The 26,467-nt window shown below is 55.8% G+C and carries 24 protein-coding genes and 1 tRNA gene; 7 read left to right on the top strand and 18 right to left on the bottom strand.

The genetic code is table 11. The features are described 5' to 3' along the window. The first annotated feature begins 32 nt into the window (after positions 1–32). A complete protein-coding gene (locus tag ACI2KA_RS01970; RefSeq protein WP_404498717.1) occupies positions 33–977 on the top strand; it encodes a hypothetical protein in 945 nt (314 codons plus the stop codon). A gap of 278 nt (positions 978–1,255) precedes the next feature. Further along, entirely contained in the window at positions 1,256–1,432 is a 177-nt protein-coding gene (locus tag ACI2KA_RS01975) for a YegP family protein (protein WP_080707349.1), read from the top strand. A gap of 1,094 nt (positions 1,433–2,526) precedes the next feature. On the opposite strand, the gene ACI2KA_RS01980 is transcribed toward ACI2KA_RS01975, so the two are convergent. The 3 genes from ACI2KA_RS01980 to ACI2KA_RS01990 form a co-directional block, all read right to left on the bottom strand. Further along, complete coding sequence (locus ACI2KA_RS01980) at positions 2,527–2,778, bottom strand: hypothetical protein (protein ID WP_404498719.1); 252 nt, start codon at positions 2,776–2,778, stop codon at positions 2,527–2,529. Between the two features lie 929 nt (positions 2,779–3,707). Then, positions 3,708–4,376: a hypothetical protein gene (locus ACI2KA_RS01985; protein ID WP_404498721.1), complete on the bottom strand. Its 669-nt coding sequence runs from the start codon at positions 4,374–4,376 to the stop codon at positions 3,708–3,710. 107 nt (positions 4,377–4,483) lie between these two features. Next, entirely contained in the window at positions 4,484–5,134 is a 651-nt protein-coding gene (locus tag ACI2KA_RS01990) for a LysE family translocator (protein ID WP_404498722.1), read from the bottom strand. Between the two features lie 382 nt (positions 5,135–5,516). On the opposite strand from ACI2KA_RS01990, the gene ACI2KA_RS01995 reads away from it, so the two are divergent. Continuing rightward, positions 5,517–5,999, top strand: coding sequence for a hypothetical protein (locus tag ACI2KA_RS01995; protein ID WP_404498724.1), 483 nt, complete (start codon positions 5,517–5,519; stop codon positions 5,997–5,999). Positions 6,000–6,034: 35 nt separating this feature from the next. On the opposite strand, the gene ACI2KA_RS02000 is transcribed toward ACI2KA_RS01995, so the two are convergent. Then, complete coding sequence (locus ACI2KA_RS02000) at positions 6,035–6,613, bottom strand: recombinase family protein (RefSeq protein ID WP_404498726.1); 579 nt, start codon at positions 6,611–6,613, stop codon at positions 6,035–6,037. A 170-nt stretch (positions 6,614–6,783) separates the two neighbouring features. Here ACI2KA_RS02000 and ACI2KA_RS02005 point away from each other — a divergent pair, with 170 nt between their 5' ends. Further along, positions 6,784–7,440 carry an AsnC family protein gene (locus tag ACI2KA_RS02005; RefSeq protein ID WP_404498728.1) on the top strand — a complete coding sequence of 219 codons (657 nt, stop codon included), beginning with the start codon at positions 6,784–6,786 and terminating at the stop codon, positions 7,438–7,440. Positions 7,441–7,488: 48 nt separating this feature from the next. On the opposite strand, the gene ACI2KA_RS02010 is transcribed toward ACI2KA_RS02005, so the two are convergent. From ACI2KA_RS02010 to ACI2KA_RS02030, 5 genes are all read right to left on the bottom strand, one after another. Continuing rightward, positions 7,489–7,752 (bottom strand): hypothetical protein, encoded by a 264-nt coding sequence (locus tag ACI2KA_RS02010; RefSeq protein WP_404498730.1) that lies wholly within the window; start codon positions 7,750–7,752, stop codon positions 7,489–7,491. Between the two features lie 148 nt (positions 7,753–7,900). Beyond that, a complete protein-coding gene (locus ACI2KA_RS02015) occupies positions 7,901–8,347 on the bottom strand; it encodes a hypothetical protein (protein ID WP_404498732.1) in 447 nt (148 codons plus the stop codon). An 84-nt stretch (positions 8,348–8,431) separates the two neighbouring features. Continuing rightward, entirely contained in the window at positions 8,432–9,190 is a 759-nt protein-coding gene (locus ACI2KA_RS02020) for a hypothetical protein (RefSeq protein WP_404498734.1), read from the bottom strand. A 103-nt stretch (positions 9,191–9,293) separates the two neighbouring features. Continuing rightward, positions 9,294–10,115 carry a hypothetical protein gene (locus tag ACI2KA_RS02025; protein WP_404498736.1) on the bottom strand — a complete coding sequence of 274 codons (822 nt, stop codon included), beginning with the start codon at positions 10,113–10,115 and terminating at the stop codon, positions 9,294–9,296. Beyond that, positions 10,085–10,573: a hypothetical protein gene (locus ACI2KA_RS02030; protein ID WP_404498738.1), complete on the bottom strand. Its 489-nt coding sequence runs from the start codon at positions 10,571–10,573 to the stop codon at positions 10,085–10,087. The genes ACI2KA_RS02025 and ACI2KA_RS02030 overlap by 31 nt, the downstream gene beginning before the upstream one ends. A 240-nt stretch (positions 10,574–10,813) precedes the next feature. On the opposite strand from ACI2KA_RS02030, the gene ACI2KA_RS02035 reads away from it, so the two are divergent. Further along, positions 10,814–11,494: a helix-turn-helix transcriptional regulator gene (locus tag ACI2KA_RS02035; protein WP_404498740.1), complete on the top strand. Its 681-nt coding sequence runs from the start codon at positions 10,814–10,816 to the stop codon at positions 11,492–11,494. Positions 11,495–11,607: 113 nt separating this feature from the next. Here ACI2KA_RS02035 and ACI2KA_RS02040 read toward each other — a convergent pair whose 3' ends face one another. The 4 genes from ACI2KA_RS02040 to ACI2KA_RS02055 form a co-directional block, all read right to left on the bottom strand. After that, entirely contained in the window at positions 11,608–13,449 is a 1,842-nt protein-coding gene (locus tag ACI2KA_RS02040; RefSeq protein WP_404498742.1) for a DUF3732 domain-containing protein, read from the bottom strand. After that, entirely contained in the window at positions 13,446–13,892 is a 447-nt protein-coding gene (locus tag ACI2KA_RS02045; protein WP_404498744.1) for a three component ABC system middle component, read from the bottom strand. Before ACI2KA_RS02045 ends, ACI2KA_RS02040 begins: the two co-directional genes overlap by 4 nt. Next, positions 13,889–15,103: a hypothetical protein gene (locus ACI2KA_RS02050; RefSeq protein ID WP_404498746.1), complete on the bottom strand. Its 1,215-nt coding sequence runs from the start codon at positions 15,101–15,103 to the stop codon at positions 13,889–13,891. The genes ACI2KA_RS02045 and ACI2KA_RS02050 overlap by 4 nt, the downstream gene beginning before the upstream one ends. Positions 15,104–15,807: 704 nt before the next feature. Continuing rightward, a tRNA-Ile gene (locus ACI2KA_RS02055) sits at positions 15,808–15,883 on the bottom strand. 180 nt (positions 15,884–16,063) lie between these two features. Here ACI2KA_RS02055 and ACI2KA_RS02060 point away from each other — a divergent pair. Next, a complete protein-coding gene (locus tag ACI2KA_RS02060) occupies positions 16,064–16,807 on the top strand; it encodes an SIMPL domain-containing protein (protein WP_404498748.1) in 744 nt (247 codons plus the stop codon). A 170-nt stretch (positions 16,808–16,977) separates the two neighbouring features. On the opposite strand, the gene ACI2KA_RS02065 is transcribed toward ACI2KA_RS02060, so the two are convergent. Together ACI2KA_RS02065 and ACI2KA_RS02070 are read right to left on the bottom strand one after the other, a co-directional pair. Next, the gene (locus ACI2KA_RS02065; protein WP_404498750.1) at positions 16,978–17,319 is read right to left on the bottom strand and encodes a hypothetical protein; all 342 of its coding nucleotides are present in this window, start codon (positions 17,317–17,319) and stop codon (positions 16,978–16,980) included. 147 nt (positions 17,320–17,466) lie between these two features. Further along, positions 17,467–17,889, bottom strand: coding sequence for a secondary thiamine-phosphate synthase enzyme YjbQ (locus tag ACI2KA_RS02070; protein WP_404498752.1), 423 nt, complete (start codon positions 17,887–17,889; stop codon positions 17,467–17,469). Between the two features lie 255 nt (positions 17,890–18,144). Here ACI2KA_RS02070 and ACI2KA_RS02075 point away from each other — a divergent pair, with 255 nt between their 5' ends. Further along, positions 18,145–20,697, top strand: a complete 2,553-nt coding sequence (locus ACI2KA_RS02075) for an HWE histidine kinase domain-containing protein (protein ID WP_404498754.1) — start codon at positions 18,145–18,147, stop codon at positions 20,695–20,697. Between the two features lie 131 nt (positions 20,698–20,828). Here ACI2KA_RS02075 and ACI2KA_RS02080 read toward each other — a convergent pair whose 3' ends face one another. The 3 genes from ACI2KA_RS02080 to dnaG all read right to left on the bottom strand — a co-directional run bounded on the left by ACI2KA_RS02080 (position 20,829) and on the right by dnaG (position 26,366). Continuing rightward, on the bottom strand, positions 20,829–21,746 hold the full coding sequence (locus tag ACI2KA_RS02080; protein WP_404498756.1) for a DUF930 domain-containing protein: 918 nt from the start codon (positions 21,744–21,746) through the stop codon (positions 20,829–20,831). A 186-nt stretch (positions 21,747–21,932) separates the two neighbouring features. After that, positions 21,933–23,987, bottom strand: coding sequence for an RNA polymerase sigma factor RpoD (gene rpoD, locus ACI2KA_RS02085; RefSeq protein ID WP_404498758.1), 2,055 nt, complete (start codon positions 23,985–23,987; stop codon positions 21,933–21,935). A 393-nt stretch (positions 23,988–24,380) separates the two neighbouring features. Then, positions 24,381–26,366, bottom strand: coding sequence for a DNA primase (dnaG, locus tag ACI2KA_RS02090; protein ID WP_404498760.1), 1,986 nt, complete (start codon positions 26,364–26,366; stop codon positions 24,381–24,383). Positions 26,367–26,467 lie beyond the last annotated feature (101 nt).

Genomic DNA, 26,467 nt, shown 5'->3' on the forward strand with positions numbered 1-26,467 from the left:
ATACTACCCATTAAATTTGACAGGGGGTGGACGTGACGGTTGGAGCAAGGTCGAAACAGACAAAGCATGACGCCGATCACTATGGGCTGCGACGGGAAGAAGCCGCCGGGGCACACCGCGGTGCCGGCTGGTGGGTCAGCCTCAGACGGCGCGGCCACAGGATCGTCAGGCTGTTCAAGGACAGTGTCTACGGTTCGGGCGATGCAGCCTATCGTCAGGCGCGTGCCTACCGCGACGCCATCATTCTTGCCATTCCGCCCGCTACCAACCACGAGCAGGCCGTGCTTCTGCGCAAAAACAACCGAAGCGGCATTTCCGGTGTGAGGCGCGTCGAGACAGCGGATGGCGATGTCTGGCAGGCAACTTTGATGACCAAGGAGGGGCAAAAAAGAGAAAACTTCTCCATCGCCAAGCTAGGCGAGGAAGCGGCAAAATCGATGGCGATCACACAGCGCCGCAAATGGCTGAGAGCACTACCGGTGACGCATCTAGCTTATGCCCACCACGCTGCCGAGGTTGCGCGCGCGCAATTTGGTGACGGGCTTGCGCCGGCGGATGATGTTTTGCCAGAGGTGCGTCTGGCCGATGCTGACATCGAGGCGCGTATCAAAGAAATTAACGACCAGTTTGATGCGTCTCGCCCGAAGCGACTGCGGGTTCGGGTAAAAAGCTATTCAACAGACAGGGTATCCATCGCAGTTTCCGATGCAGAAAGCCCCGCGCAGAAAAAGCTCATGCATATAAACAGAAGGGGCAAGACAGGTATCGAAATCATAGACGCGATCAACAGATGTGTCCGGGAAACCGTAACGGCAATTCACGATGAGAGTATCGCGTGCTGGTTCACCTCTACCTATGGGAACAAACTGCTCAATCCGCAGACATTCAACATTGATGAGGGTTTCAACCTGCTTGTTATGGTGCCCCAGGAGTCGTCGATTTCTCCCGGAACACGCAGGCTCGACCGATCTCAGTAAGTTACCCCTCCAACTCCCGTAGGAAGAGCGCCGCCACGTTTCTCTTAGCCATCGCGAAAAGTCCGCCGAATATGATCGCGAAGTACGTCGAGAGTCATCCAGGATTAACCCCCAACATTACATCGCCCAAAAAGGACATAGGTAGTCGCAGTAATAAAACCTGACGAAATGTCCCGCAGCCTGCGTCGGAAAAGATTGCGCGCAATGAACTTGCGGCTGCGTTTTACGAATGGCACGCTTGAATTGTTCGAATCATTTCCAACACGGAGGAAAGCAAGATGGCGCATAAGTTTGAAATTTATAAAGATAAGGCTGGCGAATTCCGCGTTCGCTTCAAATATAACAGTGAAGTGATCTTTGCGACCGAAGGCTACTCCTCCAAGGCGAGTGCGCAGAACGCAATCGCCTCGATCAAGAAGTATGGCCCAGACGCACCTACCGAGGACAACAGCTAAGGCTGTACAGCGGCCTGCCCAATTGGGTGCGCCGCTTTTTCAATAAAACACAAACGCCCCACTCCCTGTTTCGGGGAGACGACTTTCTTTGCGGGAAAGGCGAATGGCGGAAAGTGGCGACCGGTCAGTTGGGATCATAACTGCCGAGGGTAATGCCCCCACCCTCCGCGATATATTAGTTATGCGTCATAATGTTAAATAGCAAGAATAAAAGCCCTGCCGTATGACTTGATCTGATTGACGCTCACGACCTGTCAGGAAATACCAAACTTCCTCTGCAGATAAGTGCCATCCGCATGGATGTGCTTGGGCAAACTCCTTTGCTGTCGGGCCGCTGTGGGGTATCGCAATCGCCTACGTCTTCCAACGCAATACTTCGCTTCATGCCGCTGCCGCACTCACGATCTCTGTCTTTGCATGGGCCGTTGCTTCGTATGCGCTGCTGGACGTTCTAGGCCTCGGCGTGTTGCCGACCGAACCAAGCTGGGGAAATATGTTCGTCGCTCAAAGTCAATCGTGGGGTGCCCTAGCTGCATCGGCTCTTAGTTTTTTGATGATTGCGACCTTCGCCTTCAGTTCCAGCGATATCATCTCGCGAAAAACTTGAAACCATTTACGCCTTGAGCTTTGAGGTGGTCTGTCGGGTTACGTGACAATTTACCCGAGGTATACACCACTACCTCACTGACTTGAGGCGATATTGATGACGGCGGACGAGCCGACCTGGACAAAAGAATACTCGACCGCACCTCGTTTCCACCAAGCTGTCGTACTTTCGATCGCGTCATTCTTGTCGAGATTATCCGGTGCACCAAGCCGCTCCGACAAGGCATCCAGAAAACCGGCAGGCCTTGCCGTGGAATAGGCGCATGCCTTGTGCCCGTTTGGACCAGTGGCAACTGCATGGTGGACTCTTCACAGATATTGAGAAGGCGTTCCGCCGTCATGTCTGCCGGCATTGCCGTGGCCACCCCGAAACTCAAAAATGCAGAACAAAAGCTGCCGATGGTCATACCGCAAGATACCGAAGCGGACTTGCTCGCTCTGCGTTCCTCATTTTCTTCTCCAGTTCGTCATCGTCTATAAAATTCTCGTCACACGCTACTTCGTTTCAGCCAACTCTTGGCAGAGGCTTTCAGAATTGCGCCGACCGCAATAGATGAGAGGATCAGGACGGTAAGGAACAAGAGCAGGCCGAAAGTCGCCGCCGCGTGTGTAACGGTTTCAAAAAGTAGCCATCCGACTAAAGATAGCCCCGCGACGATCAAAACGCCCCAGCGGAACATATCCAATCCATCCATTTCGCTTAGCTCTTCAATAACTCTCACTCTAAAAGACTTATGCATGGAAATCTCCTTCTTCGCTAACCTGAAAATGGTTCTCCGGATGCTTGCGTCTGTCAACAGCTTTTCATTCCGAGTAAGGGGCAACAGCAATAGGCTCCTCACCCGCCCTCAGAGGACACAGCTTTAGGGGAGAAAGGATCGCCCCATATCTCCTGTATACCACAACTGGTATGAGCCTGAGCGAACGGAATAAGTCATTAAAAACATTACGCAAGAATCTTGGAATCAATTATTCTATGCATGGATGCATCAAGGAAGGATGCCTCTTCCAACGCACCAGCCAATTTCGTTTGAGGCGCGGACTATACGCTCTATCGGGAGAACGGCTGACTAAGCCTTTGGACAGTTGTCCAGTCGAACTCTTATGGATTTTGGTGCCAGAATAGCTTGCTTTGCATAGCTTCATTGCTGTGCAAAACAGATTATAAAACTGCTGGGACAGCAATTTCTCGAATCTGCCAACAAGGTACGAGGTTCATGGGGAGCGGTGACTTTGAACGAACAGGATAGAGTGGATTTTCTGTCTGCTATGGGGCAGGAGTTTGGCGGAGCTCTATGTCCGCCCCTCCCAGTAGATGCGGCATCCCCTATGGAATGCTGCGAGGTGATTTTTAAGGTGTTCGGGGATCAAGTTGATCCCGGGATGCTGTCAGAAATCACAAGGGACGATATCAGCGCGCTAGCAACACATTTTGGCAGGTACTTCGAGTCAGATGCACCATCGGAGGAGCAGATAAATTCAGCTATTCAACGAACGTTGCTGCGGTGGCCTGTAGAGTGATTGTCATGATTTGTAATAGCTTGTCGCTGGCGTCGCTGCGGCTGCTTTCCTCATGTCGCCTCTCGTTTGTCGCCAATAGGTCAGGCCGCCGCGTCGGAGAAAAAACCTCGCGAGAAGCATACTTCCACAGAGTGTCATGTCCCGGCGTTCATATCGGGCGCAACAGGCTTCCTGTCGTTCGCAAACGCTCTTCCAGCAATTCCACAAGCTGCTCCTCTCGAATACGGCCCTGCCCCAAACCGAGCTTCATGGCCAACTCCCGCCAACCATATGTCGGCCGTATTTGGGGTGCGCCATAGGCGTTAGCAAACCAAGCGAGAGCGACTGCATACCCGTATCCGTATTCCATCTCGACGGAGCCACCGACAGATACCCAGATATCGGCACCGATAAAAATCGGTGCTCTGAAATCACCACCTACTACCATCGACGAGTCTTCCCTTGACGCGAAAACCCAATCTCTGACGATGGCATCTCCGGTCACGAAGATAATGCTGGCCCAGTCATTATCGATGCTGCCGCAGTTCAGATCGCCGAAAACAACGAGGGTAACATGTCCATCGCCGCCTTCGATGCGTGTTGAAACCTTGCCGCTGACATGCAGGTTTCCGTCGATCACAGTAATCCATGAAGATGGGGCGAAATCCCCGTCAATCTCCAGATCACCGCGATGAACGCACGCGTCCGCGGTTTCGTTTTGGGGCCCGCCGGGAACCAGCTGAAACCTCAACAGGGCCTCGGCCACGGCGGGGTCGGAAAGTTCTTTCGACCTGTTGGTTACAAATTCCTGCCACTCTGCTGACGTTACACTGTTCAAGGACGTCCATGCTCCTCATTTCGCTGAATACACCCGAACGGCAGAATGCCACCGGATTTGACCCAAGCGGAGTCCGGGGCGTGCGATTGCAGGGGAGAGATGGCGACCTACTTCTTCTGATTGCCCGCAAAAGCTGCCGTCAGGCCAAGGCCGATGTAAACGAAGCCGCTAACCCAGCGTTCGGCCTTCAGATAGGCGGGACTGCGCTTCAGCCAGTTGCCGACCGTGCCGGCAGCAAGTGCATAGGTGCAATCCGTCAGAACACCAATCACCGTGTAGAGAATTCCGAGAAAGGCGATCTGCATTGCCATATGGCCACGATCGACCTCAACGAACTGCGGCAGGAAAGCCAGAAAGAACAATGCGGTCTTCGGATTGAGGAGATTGACGATGAAGCCCTCACGAAAGATGCGCATGCTGCTTCGCTTCGGTAAACCGCCCTCGACGTCGGGAATGTCCGACGACCCGAGGAGCTTCTTGAGGCCAAGCCAGATCAGGTAGGCCGCGCCCGCATATTTCACCACGCTGAAGGCAAGCGCTGACGATGCCAAAAGCGCCGAGAGCCCAACAGCGGCGGCGACGACGTGAACAAGTGTGGCGGTATGAATGCCAAGGATTGAAACGAGGCCGGCAGAACGGCCCTGCTCGACCGAACGCGCAAAGATGTAAAGGACCGCCGGTCCTGGCACAAGAAGCAGCACCAGCGTGGCGCTGACGAACAGGCCGAGATTGGCTGCGCTGGGAATTACCAAATCCATGATTGTTTTGTCCCGGTTACCATCACAGCGACACTAGCATTGAGCTGCATCCAATGCGAAGTTTTCTTCTGCTGATACACGTGCTTTCTGATGTGAACCCAACAGTGAGTACGAAGTGGATACGGAATACCCCTCAAGCTACACCGTCAATCTCTCGGCAAACTGACATAGATGTCAATCAGAGCCTGATAGGCCCCTCAGAAAAATCGAAATGCACTTCGGCTAGATCAAAAATTTCGAGAAACCGAATTTCCCGCCTTCGCCCGGATTGAAGTCCTTCACTACGGAATAGCTAACCTTGTGACGCAATCGTCAAAAAGAAAACGCTAATGCAACCATATGATGATTTTATCTCCATCACATGTCAGATGTGAGGTCATCCATGAAGCCAGGAATGGTTACATCATACGAATTGAAATGCGCTTTCGCCTTATGCACAGTGCCCGTTGCAATCTGCTTATGGGTTGCGATCGGTGTCGATAGTTCCGCTAGGTTCTGGCACACAACCGCCGTCCCGGTCCTCGGATACGCAATCATATCGTTTGCCGCTGTCGGCCCTCTCATATCGGTGATTGCAATTTGGGGACGCAACCCGATCCTCCAATCGATCTTCGTCGCTTATTACGCCGTTCTTCTTGTGATTGTGGACTTCCAACCGAAACCCTTGAAAGATGCCTCATTCGGCGATCAGTTCGTCAATGTTTTTCGAACGGCATATTACAGCTTGCTGGTTCTCTTTTTGCTGGCTCTCTTCGTTGCTATCGCAAAAAGGTGGGGAGATAGGAGCGCAATGAAGTCGATCATTCTCGCTGTGTTTATTGTCCTATCATCTGCACTCGCGCTCGTATTGCCACAGGTGCTCTAATCCCGGAGAAATCAGACAGGAAGACTATCTCAGCTTCACGCCAACCGGCGTATCCCCCGGACGACCGTCCGAGGATGAACGTTGTACTTTCGAGCGACCTCCAGCACCGATGCGCCTGCATTCAACACAATACGGATTTCCCTGCATTGCATCTCGGTCAGCGCAGGCCGCCGCCCAGGTAATTTACCTCGTGCTTTCGCGGCAGCAATGCCGGCGATGGTCCGCTCCCGGATTAACGACTTCTCGAATTCGGCAAGGGCTGCTAGAATATGGAATATCAATTGGCCACCTGCCGATGACGTATCAATGCTTTCCGTCAGCGATATGAAGCCTATCCCCCGGCGCTTCAGGTTTTCAACTAGGGAAATCAGATGAACGATCGATCTTCCGAGACGATCAAGTCTCCAGACAACCAGAATATCGCCGCGTCGAAGAGCCTTTAGCATCGTAGACAAGCCACCCCTTTGCTGGTGGCTTCCTGAGACGCCATGGTCTTCGAATACACGTTCGCACCCCGCCTGACGGAGGGCATTTCTCTGCAAATCGAGATGTTGGTCGACTGTCGAAACACGTGCGTAACCGATCCTCGCCATGGTGCCGATAAAGCCTCTCATTTCACTCCCTGCAATCACGACTTGACAGAAACGAACGGTTTCGCGGGAGGGGCATTCAGTCTCTCGTTCAAGTCTTAAATTCAACAATGAGAGGCAATTACGCGTAGAACGACAACCTCCGGTCCGTCGTGACAAAACCGTTCGTTTCTGTCCGTTTTGACGGACATCCATTGAAGCCGAATATCTCATTTCCCGATCTGGTGAGGCGATTGACCGATGCATGGCTGGAGAATTCTGGCCAATCGGTCACTCCAGACATAATCTTCCGTTCGGTGAAAGACCTCCTCAAAATCAACATGGTATTGACTATCGTTGACATGGCGAACGCGCCGCCCGACTGGCGCATGGATTTCGTCCACCAATATGGGATTCCCACGAGCCTGATAGACTCCAAAGGCCTTCAAAAGATCGGCAGCCTCCGTAATTTTTCGAGGGGAGCGCTCCCTGAGCAGCACATCATCGAAGTCTGCCAAAAAGCGATTGCCGACGGCCGCCCGATCATCGGCAAAATCGATCAGGTCATTCAGAATGCGAGGGTCGTCATCAGCGGCATTGTTGTACCCGATCCGTCAGCAAGAAAGACCTGGTGCGTCATTCTCGGCGAGGTGCATTCTATCTCGGCCGTCGTTCGTGACGTCCGTTTCGACGACATCGATCTGTCTATTGTGCAGCTACTGCGTGAGGGATTGTTCGCGCGCGAAATCGGCCACGTGATCGAACTCTCACCGCGAACGGTGGAACACCGCATTGAGAAGATGAAGGCGCGTGCTGGCGTAAAATCGATAGTTCCGCTGTTGATCGCCAAAAACCTAGACTCGGCTTCGTAGGTCACTCAACTTGGGAAGCCCACAATTCCGTATCCGGGATGTTGCAGGCTAATGTAACGAAGAGGGCGGCAATGGAATGGCGTCATGAGTTTCCAGAGGAACGACGCGTCCGAGCGTATTCAGGTATGCAATTATATCGCCGAAGAGATGATCACGCGGTCCGAAATCCTCCAGAATGGCGTGGACACGAGCCGACACCTCTTCGTCATCCAGCGGATCAACCAATGTATAGCCGACAGTGCCGATCGCACGAATGTCACAACCGACCTCGATCAGTTTGTCCACCAGCTCAGCGACAGGGTTCCTGTTCATAGTCGTCTCCTTCTGTAGAGCAGGACGGAGTATAGCTGCCGCATCAAGACGAGAGAAGACCGATTTATCGCTACGCCTACCTCCGACAAACAGTACGTTGCGATCGTGGATGCCCGAGCCAGCCAAGGGCAGTTCATGGTAGATGCAATCACGTGGCTGGCGACAGACGGTAGATGCCGTAGCTGCTGCCCTCAAACTCAATCTTCGCATAAAGGCTCAGTACAACAGTCGAGGGGCCTTCGCCGTCGGTAACCGCTGACACATCAATCGTATGGCCGTCACCAAGCGTCGTCGAGAGCGACATGGCACCCACGGCAGTCAAAAGCGTCCGCGCGATGTCCAGCTCGAAATGACCGTCAGTCATAAGCTCGTAGCGCTGCAGGCCTTCCGCGCTGATCATTTGTTCCGGATACATCGCGAGTTCGCTTGTGACGCAAATCTTGTTTTGTGCGGCAGTGCGGAGGGCGATTGGCCCTCCGACCTCGAAGCCGATGATAGCGGTCAAGGTCTCTGGATCGAACTTGACGGCGGCTTTTTGTTCGACGATTTGAAAAAGCGTTTCATAGAAGTGGTTTGGGCTGCGAGAATCAATCATCTGAACGGTTTACCTGCGTGCCGGCGTAAAATCGATAGTTCCACTGCTGACCATGGGAACGTGTTACCTCCATCTTGCAACAGATCAGTCGCCCCAACTACTGAACTTGAGTGTGGAGTTTCCAGTTTCCTTGTAGTCGACAATTCTACACCCGCTTTTCTCCCGCACAGGGGTCGCCCCTTTTAAAACAAGGGTATGCCATCCTTCCTGGTGTCCAGAAACCCTATATGGGGCGGGATCGCAGCCATTCTTGAAGACATAAGCGGTTCCGCGGATCACGGCACTATCATTGTACGGGTCCCAAGGCGCGTTGGCTTTGAAGAGCAAAGTACCTGACTTGACGGTGTCAGCGATCGATTTCTTGGGATCGCGATAGATGATGGTGCCCTTACTGGGTGACACGATCATTGCCGATCCGTTGTGATCGAAAATTTCACGGTTATCGACCAAGGTTTGCGCGTCGGGGGTAAAATACTGATCGGTCGGTTGGGGACCGCAATTCGGCAACATCGTGCCGGATGAATAGAGGCGGCCGTCTTCTTGCCGCGTCAGATAGAAATAGTAATTGCCGTTAGGGTCTCGCGCCACAGGGCCACCGAACCCTTTGTCAAAGATCGCATCGACCGACCAGCTACACGCAATGCCTTTTCCTTCCATGGAAAAGGTGATCTCCACTTTCGTCTTCGATTTCATGTCATCGATATCAAGATGACAAGTTTGGCCATCGCCGCAGTCGCGCGACCAGCGCCCATGGAATTCCTCGCGGCTGGCTGCCGCCGATACGGTGCTCGCCGATGCGGTAACGAAAGCCAATGCCATGGATGTCGCAACAAGCGGTTTCATGAAATAGAACCTCATTTATGTCATGTCCTACGGTCGTTCTTCGAGTAAGCGGAAAACACGGAACCACTCGATCCGCGCCTGTCTGCCGATCCATCGCTTGCCGCTAGAGTTCCGGAGCGGGAGCCGCCTTGCTCGTGTTTTTTGTCTTGGCCGCGTCGATCCTCTTCCTCGCATCTTGATTGTCGGTATCGAAATCCTGAGCCAGGTCGAGATAATTGATCATGGCCATATCGAGCCCCGTCGCGAGGCCCGTCTGGTTGCCTTTGACCGAAAACTCGATGTAAAGGCCGCAGACATCCATCGCTTTCTTGGCCTTTCCGACGGTGTGCTCGTCCAGCCCCACAGGGAAGTCGCTCTTCGTGATGCAGTCCAGCGAGGAATCGAGTTTCTCTGCATGGGCACCAACGGAGCTGAACTTCCACGCGGCCCAAACGCTGGTGCCGTCGTTGCTCAGATATGACGGCTCGCCATATTTCTTCACGGCAGCGGCGTAGACGGATTCCGTAGAAGGCCGCGCTGACGGTTTGAATTGTAATTTTCGGCGCGTAGCGAACAACTTGTTGCCGCTTCCCAGTCCCGTGAACGCAAATTCGTAACGCTCGTGTTCCATGTCATCGGGATTTGCCAGATCATTGTAAAGCGTTCGGCCGTTGGCGACCCATTCCGAGCCGTCAGGAAGGCTCCATTTCGTGAAGAGGTGTTGTCCTTCGGGACGTAGCGCCTGATACCGGGCGAGAACCTGATCGGCGTTTATGCCCAGTTTCATGCCGTTGATGTCGAATTCCGCAGCCTGTGCCGTTGCGGTTGCCGTGCAAAGTAATACGGCCGAGATGATGGAAATTTTCAATTGAGTCTCCGGGATTTTTATGAACTGAGAGCTTCCGGCCAGTGAAATCAGCGGCTGCGTCCGGACCAGACCTGCCATGCACTGCCGACCAAGAGCAGGCTGAGTGCGAATGCGCCGCTTGCTACGGAGAGGCCACCCATCGACGAGAACTGCCGGGCATTCGCAGAGCCGAGCATCTGCGTCATCTGCCTGTTCGCGTTATTCATCTCGTTCATGCCATTCAGCAACGTCACGATGGCGTAGAGTACAATTCCTCCAACGATGACCAATCCGACGATTTCGACGATGCGAACATAGGGCTGCGCCTGAGGCGCAAACCGCGCGGCAAGTCTGGCCAGAAATACGAGCGGCAGGAGATATGCAATGCCGCCGAGAAGATGCGGCGAAACAAGCGTCAGGCCACCACTGAAACCCATTGCCTTGATATTGATGATCGGCAGCGCGATCGCGGCGACCGAGAGCGCCGCCAAGACTGCCGAAAGTGCAACTTTGTTCCTGCCTGCGGACGGAATCGGGTTTTCATGAGTATGTGTCAAAGCCAGCCCCTATGTAGATAATACGATGGGGCCGAAATCGCCCCGTGGCTGACAATCGGAGAACTGTCTTACCTGTGGGAGAATTTCGGAGGGGGAATTTACCCTGCCGTGGAATTCAGGACCTCGTTTTACGGCGCATCGTCAACAACAGCCTGATGGCACAGGGTAAAAATACCCTGTGCCAGACCCTGGAATCCTACTATTGGCAGACATCAATTGCTGGATTTCATATTTTCGACAATGGCAAAAGAGACACCGTTCAGTGCGGTTACGCGCACGATGATAGACAACTGGCTGCAGACTAGCCCTGAAGATGCCGCCAAACCCCAGACGGTCTACAACGACATCCTCGGCCATCTTTCGATAAAGATGCGGCTGACGTTGTTTACGGTAACAAGCGACAATCCCAAGAAATGGCACATGAAAGCCATCAGGCATTCAGGCTTCACGTCTCGTATTCTGAACATCAACAAGATTTTCGCCGACTGTTATGTCGAGGATTTCAAAGACCAGAAATACATGGAGGACGCGGTCATTCCGAGACTTCGCCAGGTCATGGAATCGCAGCAGCCATTCATGGAACTGGTGAAAACACGGCTATTCGGTGTGAACCTCGGTTATGATCGCATTCTGATACCGCAGAAAAACACGAGGAGGCCGCAATGGGTCATCTCATCGTCCTACGCCCAGTTCCTGCTGAGCCCGCCTCAACAACACGAGAAGCTGGATGTCGCCGACGAAGCCATAGTTCAATTGCTGATAGAAGGCGCGACGGCCAAGGAAATCGCGGAAACGCTCGGCGTATCACCGCGAACGGTAGAGCACCGTATTGAACGTTTGAAGATCAGGTATGGTGCCCGAAATACCGTGCATCTGATTGCGATGCTTGTGACGTCGCATGCGGAGAAGATGGCGGAGTGAATAGCCACATATGCCAGTCCTCTGTCGTTTTTTGCTTAAAGCCTAGAGCGGTTATTTATCACGCATGCAATCAAAATGGTGAATACGCTTAATCCTCCAACGGACAGGTAGAGCTATTCCCCCGTCACTCCTGGAATTAAGGCATTCCCGTCCCGGAAGGTTTCGACGAGATGAACATTTTTGAGCCCTTCCCAATACGGAGGGTTGATGTGCTCGAAAAGAATGATCTGGAACTCCTTGCCCATATCCGTCGCCGTGGTGATGAACTGATTGAGGAGCTTCAAGGCGAGCTTCACTTTGGTCGCGTCGCTTTGGTTGATTTCCTGCTGGACACCGTCATCGCCCCAGTACGGGCGCGAAAATTGATCGATGATTAGGAACGGAGCAACATGGATGCCCTCGTTGCGCATGATCACGTCATGAAGTCCCAGAAACATGAAGAGATGGAGGAACATGTGGTTCGAGCTGCTACCGACATTCTCGACCAGGGAAGACTTGGGCTTCCGCAGATGGGGTTTTTTCTCCGAGTAGCTGAAAGCCGAACGATATTCGCCGTAGTTGCCAAGGGCAACCTTGGTTAGAGCGATGTAGTCTTGGATAGTCTCATCCAAAACCTTAGTAAATTGCTCCTGTCGCTCATTCGCCGGCGGGACAGTTAGATCAGCGATCTGGTTTTCCAGTGTAGCGATCTCTGAACTGTAATCAGTAATTTCTCCTTTTTCGGTATTGGTGAACAGCTCCAGCTTTGCTTTTGTTTCACCGACGAAAATGTATTTTTCTTTATTGGTCTCAAAGCTATCGGCTTCAGACGGGAGTGATTCGAGCTCGCCCTGTAGCTTCTGTCGATCCGCTTCGAGGCTCTTTACGAGTTCTGCGACATTGCTGTCCAGCGGCGTCATTTTCGCGGTCGCCGACTTGATCTGACTGAGCCCGTCGGACAGGTTTCTGACGATATCTTCGAAGACAGATGTCCGTACGGTTTCCTCGTAGTTCGCCAGTAGGTAATCGATTGGCTTCAGACTGTCTGCAGTTGTCGAGAGATTGGCCTTGTGGCTCGCGTACTCCGAGGTGAATCGCTTGAGGCCCCTGATCTTCCGAGAAATCTGGTACAATTCGGATGAAATCTCATCATGTCTCGTCGCAACGTTCGCGTCGGACGGGCCTTGCTGCTCAGCCACCATCCGTTTCAGCGCATCGAGAAACGCTCCATCATCCAGCCCCTCCGGCACAAGGCCATATGCTTGGGCTTGTGTAAGGGTATCTGTCAGCTGCGAGTGAAACTCCTCCCGCTTCTCCTGCGTTTTGGCTGAAAGTTTCTCAAGCCTGCTGAGACGTCTTTCCAGCTCCGCCTGCTTTTCTCGCTTTAAGATATTTTCAACGGTGTCAATTCCGACAGCGATGTCGAATATCCGAGGTAAGGCTTCTCGGTAACGGGCCTTGTTCTGCTTGTCGAAAAACTGGTCGCTATGCTGGATTATGTTCTGCGAGATCGTGTTGAAAAGCAGGAAGTATCGCAGGGAAATCCGGGACCCGGCGCGTAAAACGTCGCCGCCGAAGGGGATTTTCACATCTTGGTCAATGCCGAAATCCGCGCTCAGGAGCTTTTTTAGGCTACCTTCCTGGATGTTGGCAGTGGGCACGTTGGGAACATCACCGACAGCAGAAAAAAAATACTCCTGCGAAACGTTTGTGCCGGTGGGAGAGCGTCGCGCAAGCGTATAAAATTTGTCGTTCACTTGGATACGCAAGCCGTACCAGTGCACATTCTCGTTGATGATGCTTTCCGATATACTGTGTTCGCTGGCAAAGAGGCAGTAGTCGACAATGTCGAGAATCGCTGTCTTGCCCGTGTGACTGTCACCAGTGATGATGTTCACCTTGTTCGGGAGAAAGGTCAGCGACCGTGTCTGCCCGTTGCTAAGCCACAGGTGGAGGCTGTCGATATAAAATTTCAAAGGTCGATCCTCGCATTGAGGTAGAAGATTTCGGCGCTCCCGGATACCAGTGCCGCAATGTTGGTCGAGGCACGGTTTATCCGCTCAGCGCGTTTACCCATGGCCTTGTTGAACGCCAGTTCAGACAAGATGACCGCACCGTCGTCCTTCAATTGGATGACGCCAAGTTCAATCAAAAACTGGAGCGAGTTGACGGTAGCAGTGATGGACGCAGTGTAACGGTCATTGAAATTCGAGAAGAACCCAATGTTATCGATGAGGTACTGTTCGAAGCTGACAACCCGAAATTTGGCGTGAGCCAACTGCCTCACCATTTGACCGTGAGCGACTACCGGGAGGATCAACGCGATCTGGGCCTGCGATAGGAAAACGGCCTTGTTCAGGACCGACGAGATCGCGAAGGCGTTTATGCCGAGGTTGTTGTAAAATGCGCTATACTTCAATTGTATCGATCTTTCCAATCGCTCAGCCAACCGATTATCGGTCGGTCAGACAGATCGTAGAAACCACCATTGCTGACGGAGATCGGTAGCTCGACGGAAGCGAGCGTGAGTTTCTTCTGCCGCAAGTCGGCAACAATCTCTCTGGCGGACGCCGTCTCGTCGGAAGATGAATGCTCGTTTGGATAGGCTGCGAGGAATTTGCTCTCCCAAAGCGTTTCGGCTTCCTCTTCGAGGTCGTCAATGTCGGATTGGGTGATATCCCCATCCTGCGTCCACTGGTCGACGTTGTTGCGAAATTGCAAACGTTTGGTCGTGAATTTTGTCAGGAAATCGATGCGTTCCTGCGAAATGTCATTGATATCTAGCAATTGTCTGATGAACGTCTGATCTAGCAGCTTGCTTGGCATAGGGGCAGGAAACTTCCTGATGACAAGTCTCTCACTCCGCACTCGATCGAAAAACCTCCGATACCGCCGATTGAATTCGTCAAAACTGATCGTGATTTTCTGTCGGGCCTTCACGGTTTGAAACACGTCGGACCGAAGTTCCGAATCGACATCACGGAATACGTCATCGATTCTTGTTACCTCGATTTGCTTTTCAGCGATTGACGTCTTACAGCGAGCGATAATTGCGTCGAGGCCCAGAGAAAACGACAGCCGCTCGAAGAATTTCTCCGATACAGAAGGGTCGAGCGCAAGCACGTCGGTGATGTAGCCCCGGATTGTGCTGTCGGCGCTTCCGAGTTTAATTGCACCCATATCGGCGACTAGGCCAGCATGATCCTTGTCGCCTGCCTTCAATGCCGCGATAGACGAAAGAAGCGCGTTCGTCTGGCTATCGGACTTGTTAGAGGCCAGGACGAAGCTGGTCTTGTTGAGGAAAATTAGCTGCGACGGGACGTCTCCCCGTGCCTCAGCGGGGTCGGATATCACCTTTGCCCAATTGGAAAGGGACTTCCACAAATCTCCGTCAGTGGTGGTGAGGTTCTTAGGAAGGCCGGCGGCGTTGGTTTGAACGGTGTGCTTCAGCTGAACGAGCAACTGGGTGCCATCAGGGAGTTCGATGTGGACATCGTCCAGTACTTCCAATCCGACGACCTGACCGCTTTTGATATTCAAAAGTTCATTCAAGAAGTAGTAATACTGGTAGTCAAACCCAATTGACTTGTCTTCGGCGCTAGTCGTGTCAACGCGCGACCTATCGCTCATGCTTCCCTCTCAACGTAGACGAAATATACCCAGAGTTGTTGCGTTGAGTGATAGCATCCTCATACGACCAGTTCAATCCACATTGCTGGTCATGTGCGACCATACTGCCCTGACGTTGGTAGAACGTATCGACCCACGTTACGTAGGGGCAACGACCGCTTGGTTCATGGCCCTCAGAGCACACTTTGGTGTCGACTGAAACGGAACATGGCACTGAGAACGCCAGTGTCTTCAATTGTACACAGGTATGACTGGGAGGAAGCTGAAACCGTTTATTAAAAGCTCCAAAATAGAGGGAGGCTTTCGCATCAAGGAAGATACTATGGCCCCGGTTGATATCGTCTCCCTCGGTGGCAATGACCCAGGAAAGTCGTACTATAGAAGTGTTATTACAGGGGCGGTTTACAGCGATGTTTTGCCAACGGTTAAAGAGATGCGGCGGTAATTCAGGATCGAAAAAGCGCGCCAGATTATTTTTGCTTTGCGATGGGAGGCTTTTGTTAGTTCTCGCTCGTAAGCTGCCGCCATTTCCTCTGTCAAAATGGGTGGCCCTGCATCGCACCCCACTAAAAAGCGACTAAGCGTTATCTAGGACCTCGATTCCATAGGGAATGCAGACCCAAGTATTTAGAATCCTGACTTATGTGGCGATGAGTCCAGACTTGTGTGACGACAGTCCGGGTTGATGTGGCGATGAACAAAAATGGTGGGCCCGGAGAGACTCGAACTCCCAACCAAGCGGTTATGAGCCGCCGGCTCTAACCATTGAGCTACAGGCCCTTCTCGGAACAGCTGCTCCGAAATCCCGGCTTCGCAATGGTTCGAATCCGGTGGGTCACGCTCTAACGTAATTTTTTGAGCCCGACAAGCCATTGATGCTTTCGCAAAGCAGCCTCGCCGTATTAGCTACACAATCTAAGGCAATACCCTTCAAAGGGACACAATCAACGAGGAAACACCATGACGACAAAAAAGGCCCGCCTTTTCGCGCTCACCGCAATGAGCGCAGCAGCCATGATGCCGCTCTCCGGCCAGGCGCTGGCACAGGAAGCCACCCCGCGTGAAGCCACCATCAGTGTTTCCGGTGAAGGCCAGGCGGCCATCGCGCCCGATATGGCGATCCTGTCCTTCAGCGTCGTCAAACAGGCGGAAACGGCGGCCGCAGCGCTTACGGAAAACTCCAAGGCGCTCGCCGATGTTCTCAAGGCGCTGAAAGAAGCTGCCATCGAAGACCGCGACCTGCAGACCAGCAATTTCTCGGTCCAGCCGCTCTACAAGCATTATGAACCCAAGGACGGTGTTTATGTCGCGCCCGAGATCACCGGCTATCAGGTCTCCAACGGCCTGACCGTGCGGGTGCGCGACCTGAAGAAGCTCGGGGCGATCCTCGATACGTCCGTCAAGCTCGGCATCAATCAGGGTGGCGATATCAGCTTCACCAATGACAAGCCCGAAGCCACGGTGACCGAGGCCCGCAAGCAGGCCGTCGCCGATGCGATCGCCAAGGCGAAGACGCTCACCGAAGCAGCCGGCGTGAAGCTCGGCCGCGTCATCCAGATCAGCGAGAACATGCAGCGGCCGATGCCGGCGCCGCAGGGCATGGTGCGCGCCGCGATGATGAAGGAAGCCGACAGCGTTCCGATCGCTTCGGGTGAAAACAGCTATAGCGTGGTGGTCAACGTCACCTTCGCTCTCGACCAATAGGGTCCGGCAGAAGGCGGCGCCTCCGTGCCGCCTTCACCCTCTTCCGCGGTTTTTTCGCCGCCGGCGTTCAAGGCAAAAAATGAAATGCCCCCCGCCTGTCTTTGCTGACGGGCGAGGGGCATTTTACCATCCGGCGGACGGGGACGTCACCGGATCGACTATTGTCCGCTTTAGCGGCGGATGACAGGGCAGCCGCGCTCATTGGCGAAGACGATGCGGTCGCGACCGTGGCGGTCGAAGCCGGCAACCACGACGCGGCGCGGCGACACATCCACCACGCGGGCGCGGCGCAGACCCATGCGGCTTGCCTTTTCTTCCGCAAATTGCGGCGAACAACCGAAACGCGGACGATCCGGACGTCCCCAGCCGCGGCCCCTGTCATGGCCGTATCCATCCTGAACCTGCACCCTGAACTGAACATCCGAGCCGGCGGAAGCGGTGACGGCGGTGGCGGAAATTCCACCGAGAGCGATGAGGGCAGCCAGGCCGGCTTTTGCGAAGGTGTTGAACATGAACTCACTCCGTTTGTTTCTTCGCCGGCAGGGACTATCCCCGGCGATTGACGAAACCCTATTCCCGCCCGCCTGAACACCGACCGAACCGCATGTTCAGCAGAGGTTCATGGATATTAACGGCAAGCCCCCGTCCCTGACGGACGATCAGGCCGATATATGCAGCACGATTTCGCGGCGGTGCGGCCGGTCGCGATGCTCGAACAGATAAAGCCCCTGCCACGTGCCGAGCGCAAGCCTGCCGTCGCCGATCGGCACGCCGAGCGAAACCGTCGTCAGCGCCGACTTGATGTGGGCAGGCATATCGTCAGGGCCTTCGAGCGTGTGCATGACCCAGCGCATCGAGGCGTCGTCGGAGGGCGGCACAAGACGGGAGAAAAACGTCATGAGATCGCGGCGCACATCCGGATCGGCATTCTCCTGGATAAGCAGGGAGCAGGATGTGTGACGGACAAAGACCGTGAGCAGGCCCTCCTCCACGCCCGCCTGCCTCACGAAGCCCGCTGCTTCGGAGGTGAATTCGTAAAGCCCCTGCCCGTTTGTGGCGATGATTATTTTTTTCTGCGGCACAGTTTTTCTTTCAGATAATCCGGAACAAAATCGGCGCAGCGATCGTTACATCGTGTCAAATTCTATCCGATGACGGTAGAGATAAGACAATAACGTGACGGCGGCCCATAACAAGCAAACGGAAAAACCGGCGTCCCGGTTGCAAAAAACGGGGAAGGATTGGCAATCTCAGAATGAATTATTCAGGTTTTCCCGTCCCCCGACAAACAGAATATTTTCAGCGCAGGACAGGCACAGGGTGCGAAAGACTGATTCATGGCATCCACTGACTATAACGTCGACCTGACCAATTGCGATCGCGAACCCATCCACATCCCAGGTTATGTCCAACCGCATGGCTGTCTCATCGCCTGCGATAATGCCATGCGCATGGTCCTCAGGCATTCGCAGAACTGCGGCGACCTGCTGGGCATCGAAGGTGACATCAACGGCAGGACGGCCGAAGACGTGCTCGGCAAGGATCTCGTCCACGACCTGCGCAATGCCCTGACCGTGACCGGCCGGACCATGCGCCCGGCCATGCTGCCCGGCATGGAAATGCGCGATGGCCGCAAGGTTGATATTTCGCTCCACCGCTACAAATCCACCACGATCATCGAATTCGAACCGTCGCGAAGCGAAACGCAGCCGCTTGGCACCGCGCGCAAGATGGTGGACCGCATCCGCGAGGCGGACAGCGTCGAAAGCCTGATTTCAAGAACGACCCGGCTGATAAAGGCGACCTTGGGCTACGACCGGGTCATGATCTACCGTTTCGAGGAGGACGGTGCCGGCAAGGTCGTGTCGGAAGCAAAGCAGCCGGAGCTGGAAAGTTTTCTCGGGCAATATTTCCCGGCCAGCGACATCCCCCAGCAGGCCCGTGCGCTCTATCTGCGCAATACGCTGCGCATCATCTCCGATGCCAGCGGCGCGCGTGTTCCCGTGCTGCCTGCCCTCGATGCTTCCGGCGAACCGCTCGATCTGTCCTTCGCGCATCTGCGCAGCGTCTCGCCCATCCATTGCGAATATCTTCGCAACATGGGGGTCGCCGCGTCGATGTCGATTTCGGTGATTGTCGATGGCGCCCTGTGGGGGCTGATCGCCTGTCACCATTATTCCCCGCGCATCCTGACGATGCCGGTCAGGATCGCCGCTGAAATGTTCGGGGAATTTTTCTCCATGCATTTGCAGGTTCTCAAGCAGAAACGCCGGCTCGATACCGTCAATCAGGCCCATGCCGCCCTCGACCGCTTCCTGCGGCTTGCCGCCCATCATGCCAACATCGAGGAACTGCTGATCGACAGCTTCCAGGATTTTGCCGATCTCATGCCCTGCGACGGCGTCGGCCTCTGGGTCGGAGACAATTGGCACAGCCATGGGGCAACGCCGCCGCATGACGCCATTCCACGGCTGGCGCGTTTCGTCGCCTCGGCTTCGGAAGGAAAGGTCTGGGCCACCCATGCCCTTTCGCAGGCCATACCGGAAGCGGAGATCTACGCCGGCACCGCGGCCGGCATGCTCGCCATTCCACTGTCCCAGGTCAAGAACGACTATCTCCTGTTTTTCCGCAAGGAAATCGTGCAGAACCTGAACTGGGCCGGCAATCCGGAAAAATCCTATGAGACCGGCCCGCTCGGCGACCGTCTCACCCCGCGCAAGAGCTTTGCGATCTGGAAGGAAACCGTTCGTCTGCAGGCACAGCCCTGGTCGGAAGCCGACAGGGAAATTGCCGAAGCGGCCAGAATTGCGCTGGTTGAGGTGGCGTTCCACCACAGCGAACTGATGGCCGGTGAAAGAGAGCGCGCCGAAGTGCGCCAGCGCATGCTGAACGAGGAACTCAACCACCGCGTCAAGAACGTTCTCGCCATCATCAAATCGCTGGTCGGCAATCCCTCGCAGGAAGGCAAGACCCTGCAGGAATATGTCACCGCATTGAAAGGCCGCATTCAGGCCCTGTCCTTTGCCCACGACCAGATCATTCGCGGCGAGGGCGGCGGCGCGCTGCGTGATCTTCTGGACGCCGAATTGTCGCCGCATCGCTCGCCGGAAACGGTGGTGAAGCTTGAAGGCCCTCAGGTGACGCTCGATTCACGCGCCTTCTCCGTCATGGCGCTGGTTCTGCATGAGCTGGCGACCAACGCGGCAAAGTATGGCGCGCTTTCCCAGACCGGCGGGCAATTGCACGTGCGTTGGAACGTCAATGAAAATCGCGATTGCGAAATCGGCTGGCGCGAAATCCTGCCTGCCAAGCTGCCGACGCCATCACGCGCCGGTTTCGGCACGGCGCTCATCAGCCGCAGCATTCCCTATGATCTTGGCGGGCGCAGCACGCTGCGCTATCTGCCCGACGGGCTGGAAGCGGAGATCCTCCTTCCCTCCCGCCACATCTCATCGGCCGTGTCGACATCCGCCGTAAAGGCGGAGGAGGAAGCCATACCGCAGGCAAAACGATACAACCGGGAGGAACCGTTGAAGATATTGCTTGTCGAAGACCAGATGCTGATCGCCATGGATGTCGAGAACATGCTGGAGGACAATGGCATCAGGATAATCGAAACGGCCACGTCCTCGGCCATGGCGATCGAAAAACTCAAGAACTATGTGCCGGATGTGGCCATCCTCGATATCAATCTCGGCTCCGACACCTCGATCCCCGTCGCACGGGAACTTCACCGCCGCGGCATCCCTTTCCTTTTCGCCACCGGTTATGCCGATGGCAGCATGGTCCCGGACGAATTCGGCGCCGTGCCTGTCATCAGGAAGCCCTATGACGAGGATGCGCTGATGGCAGGCATCGGGATTTTGGTGGGGGACAAGGAGCGGGTGTAAAGTCGCGGGCGAAGCTGGGAAACTTTCTCCATCTGCCTTCCCAAGGCTCCTGTTTCTTACTCGGGTTCAACCGAGGATGACGCAGCAAAGGTTGAAAGCTCCCACCGGCGACGCCAGAGCGCGACAATCGCTCATTGGAATCGTGTGAAACCCCGTTTTTTCGCCTCTTCCGGCGCTATGGCGTTCCCGATTTTGATCCTGAATTCGGTCACGGCATAATTGTCGAGATCGACCTCACACTGGAACGATACGTCGTGCCAGCCATTGCCCGTGTTGAATGCGCCGCCGGAAGCATCAATCGAATTTCCGGAGATTCTGCCACCGGTGTCCGAAAAGGGTATCATGCCTCTGGCGGCAAATCCCGCGCTCTGAATTTGGGCTAGGGCTTCCGTGCTGCAAAGCTGCACGACACGACGGCGCGGCGGTAGATCACCGAACATCTGGCGTCTCTGGGCAGAAGAAAGCAGCGCCGAAGACAATAGGCTTTTGGCGGCCGGAAGTTTGGCAGGCTTTGCTTCCGCCACTTCAGCAGGCTTTTCCTCCATTGGTTTTGCTTGCGGCACGGGCGCCTGTTCCGGCTCCGCCTTTTCCTTGACGGGTGAAACCGCAATTTCCCCCTGATCGGCGGAAGCCTGGAGGTCGCTATTGGCGGCGGCCGGCGCAGGCTTTTCCTCCGTCGTTTTTTCAGGCTGAGCTTGAGGCTGTCCCGGAGCTTCGCTCTTTTCCGCCTCTTCCATCTTCCCCGGCTTGTCCTCGGGGTCCGCCTGCTTTTCCTCCGGTCGCATGGCGATGGCGGGCAGCGTGGCCTGCGGCGGCAGGGGTTTTGCGTCTTCCACCGGAGGAGTGGACGGTGGCGGTGGAGGTTGCGGCTTTTCCTCCTTCGCCTCCTCCGCAGCGGGCGGCTTTCCTTCCTCCGCCTTTTTCTCCTCGGGCGGCGGCACCAGATCGACGCTGATGCTTTCCGGCTCCTGCGGTTCGGCTATACGTTCCGGCAATTCGAAGAAGAACAGCCCGACGACGACAAGATGCAGCAGCACGGAGACGGGCACAGCCCATCCTCCCCGCCGCCATCTGCCTGCCGAAACCTGTTGCATCTCATCGAACCCGAGCATTTCCCGTAAAAGCGCAGTGCTTTGTTTTCACACATAAGGCTTGTCGCAGAGTTCGCCAGTGCCGGAAACAAAAAACCCGGCCAGCGCGGACTGACCGGGTTCAATTTTAAACGAACAAACAGCTTAGCTGTCGAGGAAGCTTCTGAGCTTTCTCGAGCGGCTGGGATGCTTCAGCTTGCGCAGCGCCTTTGCCTCGATCTGGCGGATACGTTCGCGCGTGACCGAGAACTGCTGGCCGACTTCTTCCAGCGTATGGTCGGTGTTCATGCCGATGCCGAAGCGCATGCGCAAAACGCGCTCTTCACGCGGCGTCAGCGACGCCAGCACACGTGTGGTCGTCTCGCGCAGGTTCGCCTGGATGGCGGCGTCGATCGGCAACAGCGCGTTCTTGTCCTCGATGAAATCGCCGAGATGCGAATCCTCTTCGTCACCCACGGGGGTTTCGAGCGAGATCGGCTCCTTGGCGATCTTCAGGACCTTGCGCACCTTTTCAAGCGGCATGGCGAGCTTTTCGGCCAGCTCTTCCGGAGTCGGCTCGCGGCCGATCTCGTGCAGCATCTGGCGCGAGGTGCGAACGATCTTGTTGATCGTTTCGATCATATGCACCGGAATACGGATCGTGCGGGCCTGGTCGGCGATCGAACGGGTGATCGCCTGCCGGATCCACCAGGTCGCATAGGTCGAGAACTTGTAACCGCGGCGATATTCGAACTTGTCGACCGCCTTCATCAGGCCGATATTGCCTTCCTGAATGAGATCGAGGAACTGCAGACCACGGTTGGTGTATTTCTTCGCGATCGAGATCACGAGACGCAGGTTGGCCTCGACCATCTCCTTCTTGGCGATACGCGCTTCGCGCTCGCCCTTCTGCACCATCGAGACGATGCGGCGGAATTCGGCGATGGAAATGCCGGTTTCCGTGGAGAGGTTCTGGATTTCCTGACGGATTTCGCGGATCGTGTTGCTTTCCTCGCGGGCGAATTCCTTCCAGCCGCGGGCGGCCAGATTGGCAATCGACTTCATCCAGTTCGGATCGAGTTCCGCGCCGTGATACTGCTCGAGGAAGCTGTCGCGCTTGACGCCATAGGATTCGGCAAGGCGCAGCAACCGGCCTTCATTCTGCATCAGGCGCTTCGAAATATCGTAGAGCTGCTCGACGAGGCTGTCGATACGGTTCTGGTTCAGCGACAGCGACTTGACGGCCGTGATCAGCTGATCCTTCAATTCCTTGTAACGGCGCTCCTGGCCGGAGGACAGCGTGCCGGTGCAGGCGAGACGCGCTTCCACCTGCTGGTCCTGAAGCTTGCGCAGCTTCTTGTAGGTGTCGGCAATGGTGTCGAGCGTTTCCATGACCTGCGGGCGCAGTTCGGCTTCCATGGCCGCCAGCGAAAGATTGGACTCGTCGTCGTCCTCTTCTTCCTCTTCCGGCGGCAGGCCGTCGCCGCCTACATCGGTGACATCCTCGTCACCGGTCGGCGCACGCAGCTTGCGGGTCTTTTCCTTCTCTTCGGCGGCCTTGCGGTCGGCCTCGATCTTTTCCGGGCTCTGGAATTGCGGGGCAGCCTTGGCTTCCGGTCCGGAATAGGTGGTTTCGAGATCGATGATCTCACGCAGCAGCGTCGTGCCTTCGTTCAGCTCGTCGCGCCAGATGATCAGCGCCTGGAAGGTCAGCGGGCTTTCGCACAGGCCCGAAATCATCGTTTCGCGGCCGGCCTCGATGCGCTTGGCAATGGCGATTTCGCCTTCGCGCGACAGAAGCTCGACGGACCCCATTTCGCGCAGATACATGCGCACGGGGTCGTCTGTCCGGTCGGTCGGCTCCTTCTTCTTGGCGGTCGCAAGCGCGGTGCCGCCGGAAGGGGCAAGTTCGCCGCCCTCGGAATCGTCGCCGTCGGAATCGCTGTCATCCTCGCTGGCGGCAGCCTCCTCGGCGTCCTCGTCCTCGATCACGTTGATGCCCATATCGGACAGCATCGCCATCGTGTCTTCGATCTGCTCGGACGTCACCTCTTCGGACGGCAGGACGGAATTCAGCTCGTCCATCGTCACATAGCCGCGCTTCTTGGCGGCCTTGATCATTTTCTTGACCGCGTCATCCGAAAGGTCGAGAAGCGGGCCGTCCGTCGCACCGTCGCGTTCGTTTTCTGCTTCTTCGTTTTCTTTGACTTTGGTTGCCATCTATCTCGTCGCTTTCCCTGACGCTAACACCTGTTCCGCCGCATCGCCGTCCGCCCGTTGAGCATCCGGCGCCTTGCCGCGAATCACTGTCAGACACCTAACGGAGTGATCTTTAATTGCCGATTAACCACGGCAGCCTCAGGCAGAATGCAAAGACAGTGCACCCGGAAATGCTTGCTCATGCAATTTCTATCCGCCAAGGCCCATTCCACCTTACTTTTCCTGAAATGGTGATTCCCGCTATTTCCCGCCCCGTCAAGCCTTTGAGAGCGAGACAGCCACGGAAATTCTTAAAAAGAGCCGCATTTTGCGGGTTATCACCAGACTATCCCCTATTTAGGACGCCTGCCGCAAAAGGCAACCCCACATGCCTTTCAATTCTCGTCGAGGGCCTCAGCCATGGCCGACTGCCGGCCCCTTCACCCGGCCGGACATGACCCCGAAACCATCGATAATCGCCTCCTGATTTTCCATACGGCCGATTTCCAGCTGCACTTCCGCCAGCGCCCGCACCAGAAGCGTGCCACGCTCATCGTCCGTCGCTTCGGCAATTTCCCGCTCGAGTTCCTTTTTCTGCCAGAGCAGGGACTTTGTCCTCTTGTGCAGGGAAAGCGCCTGCACATAGCCTTCCCGCGCATCCTCCATCGCGGCCTCGCCGGTCGCGGTCCACAGGCGGGCATTGCGTATCTGCTGGTCCATGGTCTTCAGCAGCGCCTCGAAACCGTGCTGGGACAGCCGCTCGATCAGTCCTGTCCGCGATATCTCGGCCGCATTTTCCGCCGCATAGGTCAGCACCGTCGACCATAGGCGCTGCAAATCGCGGTTCTCGTAATCGATGGCGGCGATCTCGTCATATTCCTCGAGCAGCAATTCGGGGTGGTTGACGATGGTGATGGCGAGAACGCTTTCCCGAAGCGACGGTTTGGTCTGATAGCCCCGGACAAGGCCCGATTGCACCAGCCGGTCCGAAATGCTGCTGGCCGGCGCGGCCATAACCCCGCCCCGCCCCGGCGCATTGCGCTGAAAACCGCGACCCGCCGGCTGCCCGCCATTGCGGCGGAAATTGCCGCCCTGCGATCCGCTTTGCTGAAAACGTGGCTGGAAAAAGCCGTTCAGCCTGTCGCGCATATCCTGCTGGTAAAATCGTCGCACCGTCTCGTCGCCGATCACGGCAACGATCTGCCGCAGCCGGCTTTCAAGCTGCGCGCGTTTTTCCGGCGTATCGAAGGTGACGCCGGAGGTCTCGCGGCTCCAGATCATCGCCGCAAGCGGCTTGGCTTCCGCAAGCACCCGGTCGAAAGGCGCGCGCCCGTCCAGCCGCACGAGATCGTCCGGATCCTTGCCGTCAGGCAAAAGCGCGAAGCTGACGGAGCGATCCGGCTTGATATGCGGCAGGGCAAGATCGGCCGCGCGGTTGGCGGCGCGAATACCTGCGCCATCGCCATCGAAGCAGAGGATCGGCTGCGGCGACATCTTCCAGAGGAGATCGAGCTGGCTTTCCGTCAGCGCAGTGCCAAGCGGCGCGACGGCATTTTCGACACCCGCCTGATAGAGCGCGATGACATCCATATAACCTTCGACGGCGATGACAGAGCCGCCGGCCGCCTGCGAGGCGCGACGCGCCCGGGCGAAATTGTAAAGAACGTTGCCCTTGTGAAAAAGCTCGGTTTCGTTGGAATTCAGATATTTCGCCACCGCATCCGCCGCCATGGCGCGGCCGCCAAAGGCGATCACCTTTTCCCGCGACGACAGGATCGGGAACATGATGCGGTCGCGGAACCGGTCATAGGAAACCGGCACGTTTTCATGCACCACCAGCCCGCAGGCTTCCATCTGTTCCTTGGACACACCCTTGCTTGCCAGATGCTCCTTCAGCGCGTTGCGGCTGTCAGGCGCATAACCCAGCCGGAAGGTCTCGATGGTGCGTCCGGTCAGCCCGCGATCCCGCAGATAGGCCCGCGCCCGCGCGCCGAGCGCCGTCTGCAACTGATCCTGAAAGAACAGCGTCGCCATTTCCATGACGTCCTGAAGCGAGGTGCGCTCGCGTTCCCGCTTTTCCGCCTGCGGATCGGGCTGCGGCATGGAGATGCCGGCCATGTCGGCGACCTGCTGCACGGCCTCCGGGAAACTTAAGCCCTCAAGCTCCGTCAGAAAGCGGAAATGATCGCCAGAAACGCCGCAGCCAAAGCAATGATACCGCCCCTTGCGGTCCTCGCAGTGAAAGCTCGGGCTTTTCTCGCCATGGAACGGACAGCAGGCCCAATAATCCCCGCGCGACGTATTGGTCTTTTTCTTGTCCCAGGACACACGCCGGCCGATCACATCGGAGATGTGCACGCGGTCGCGTATCTCATCGAGGAAAGAATTGGAAAAGCGCATGGGTTACCTATTCGAGGCCAGTCGTTCATATAAGCGCATAACAGCCGCAATACAAAACACTCCGCAAAGAATACCCGATATTCACAGGCGGCATTGACATC

This window comes from Agrobacterium sp. NPDC089420, from assembly GCF_044900305.1.
Lineage (GTDB): Bacteria > Pseudomonadota > Alphaproteobacteria > Rhizobiales > Rhizobiaceae > Agrobacterium.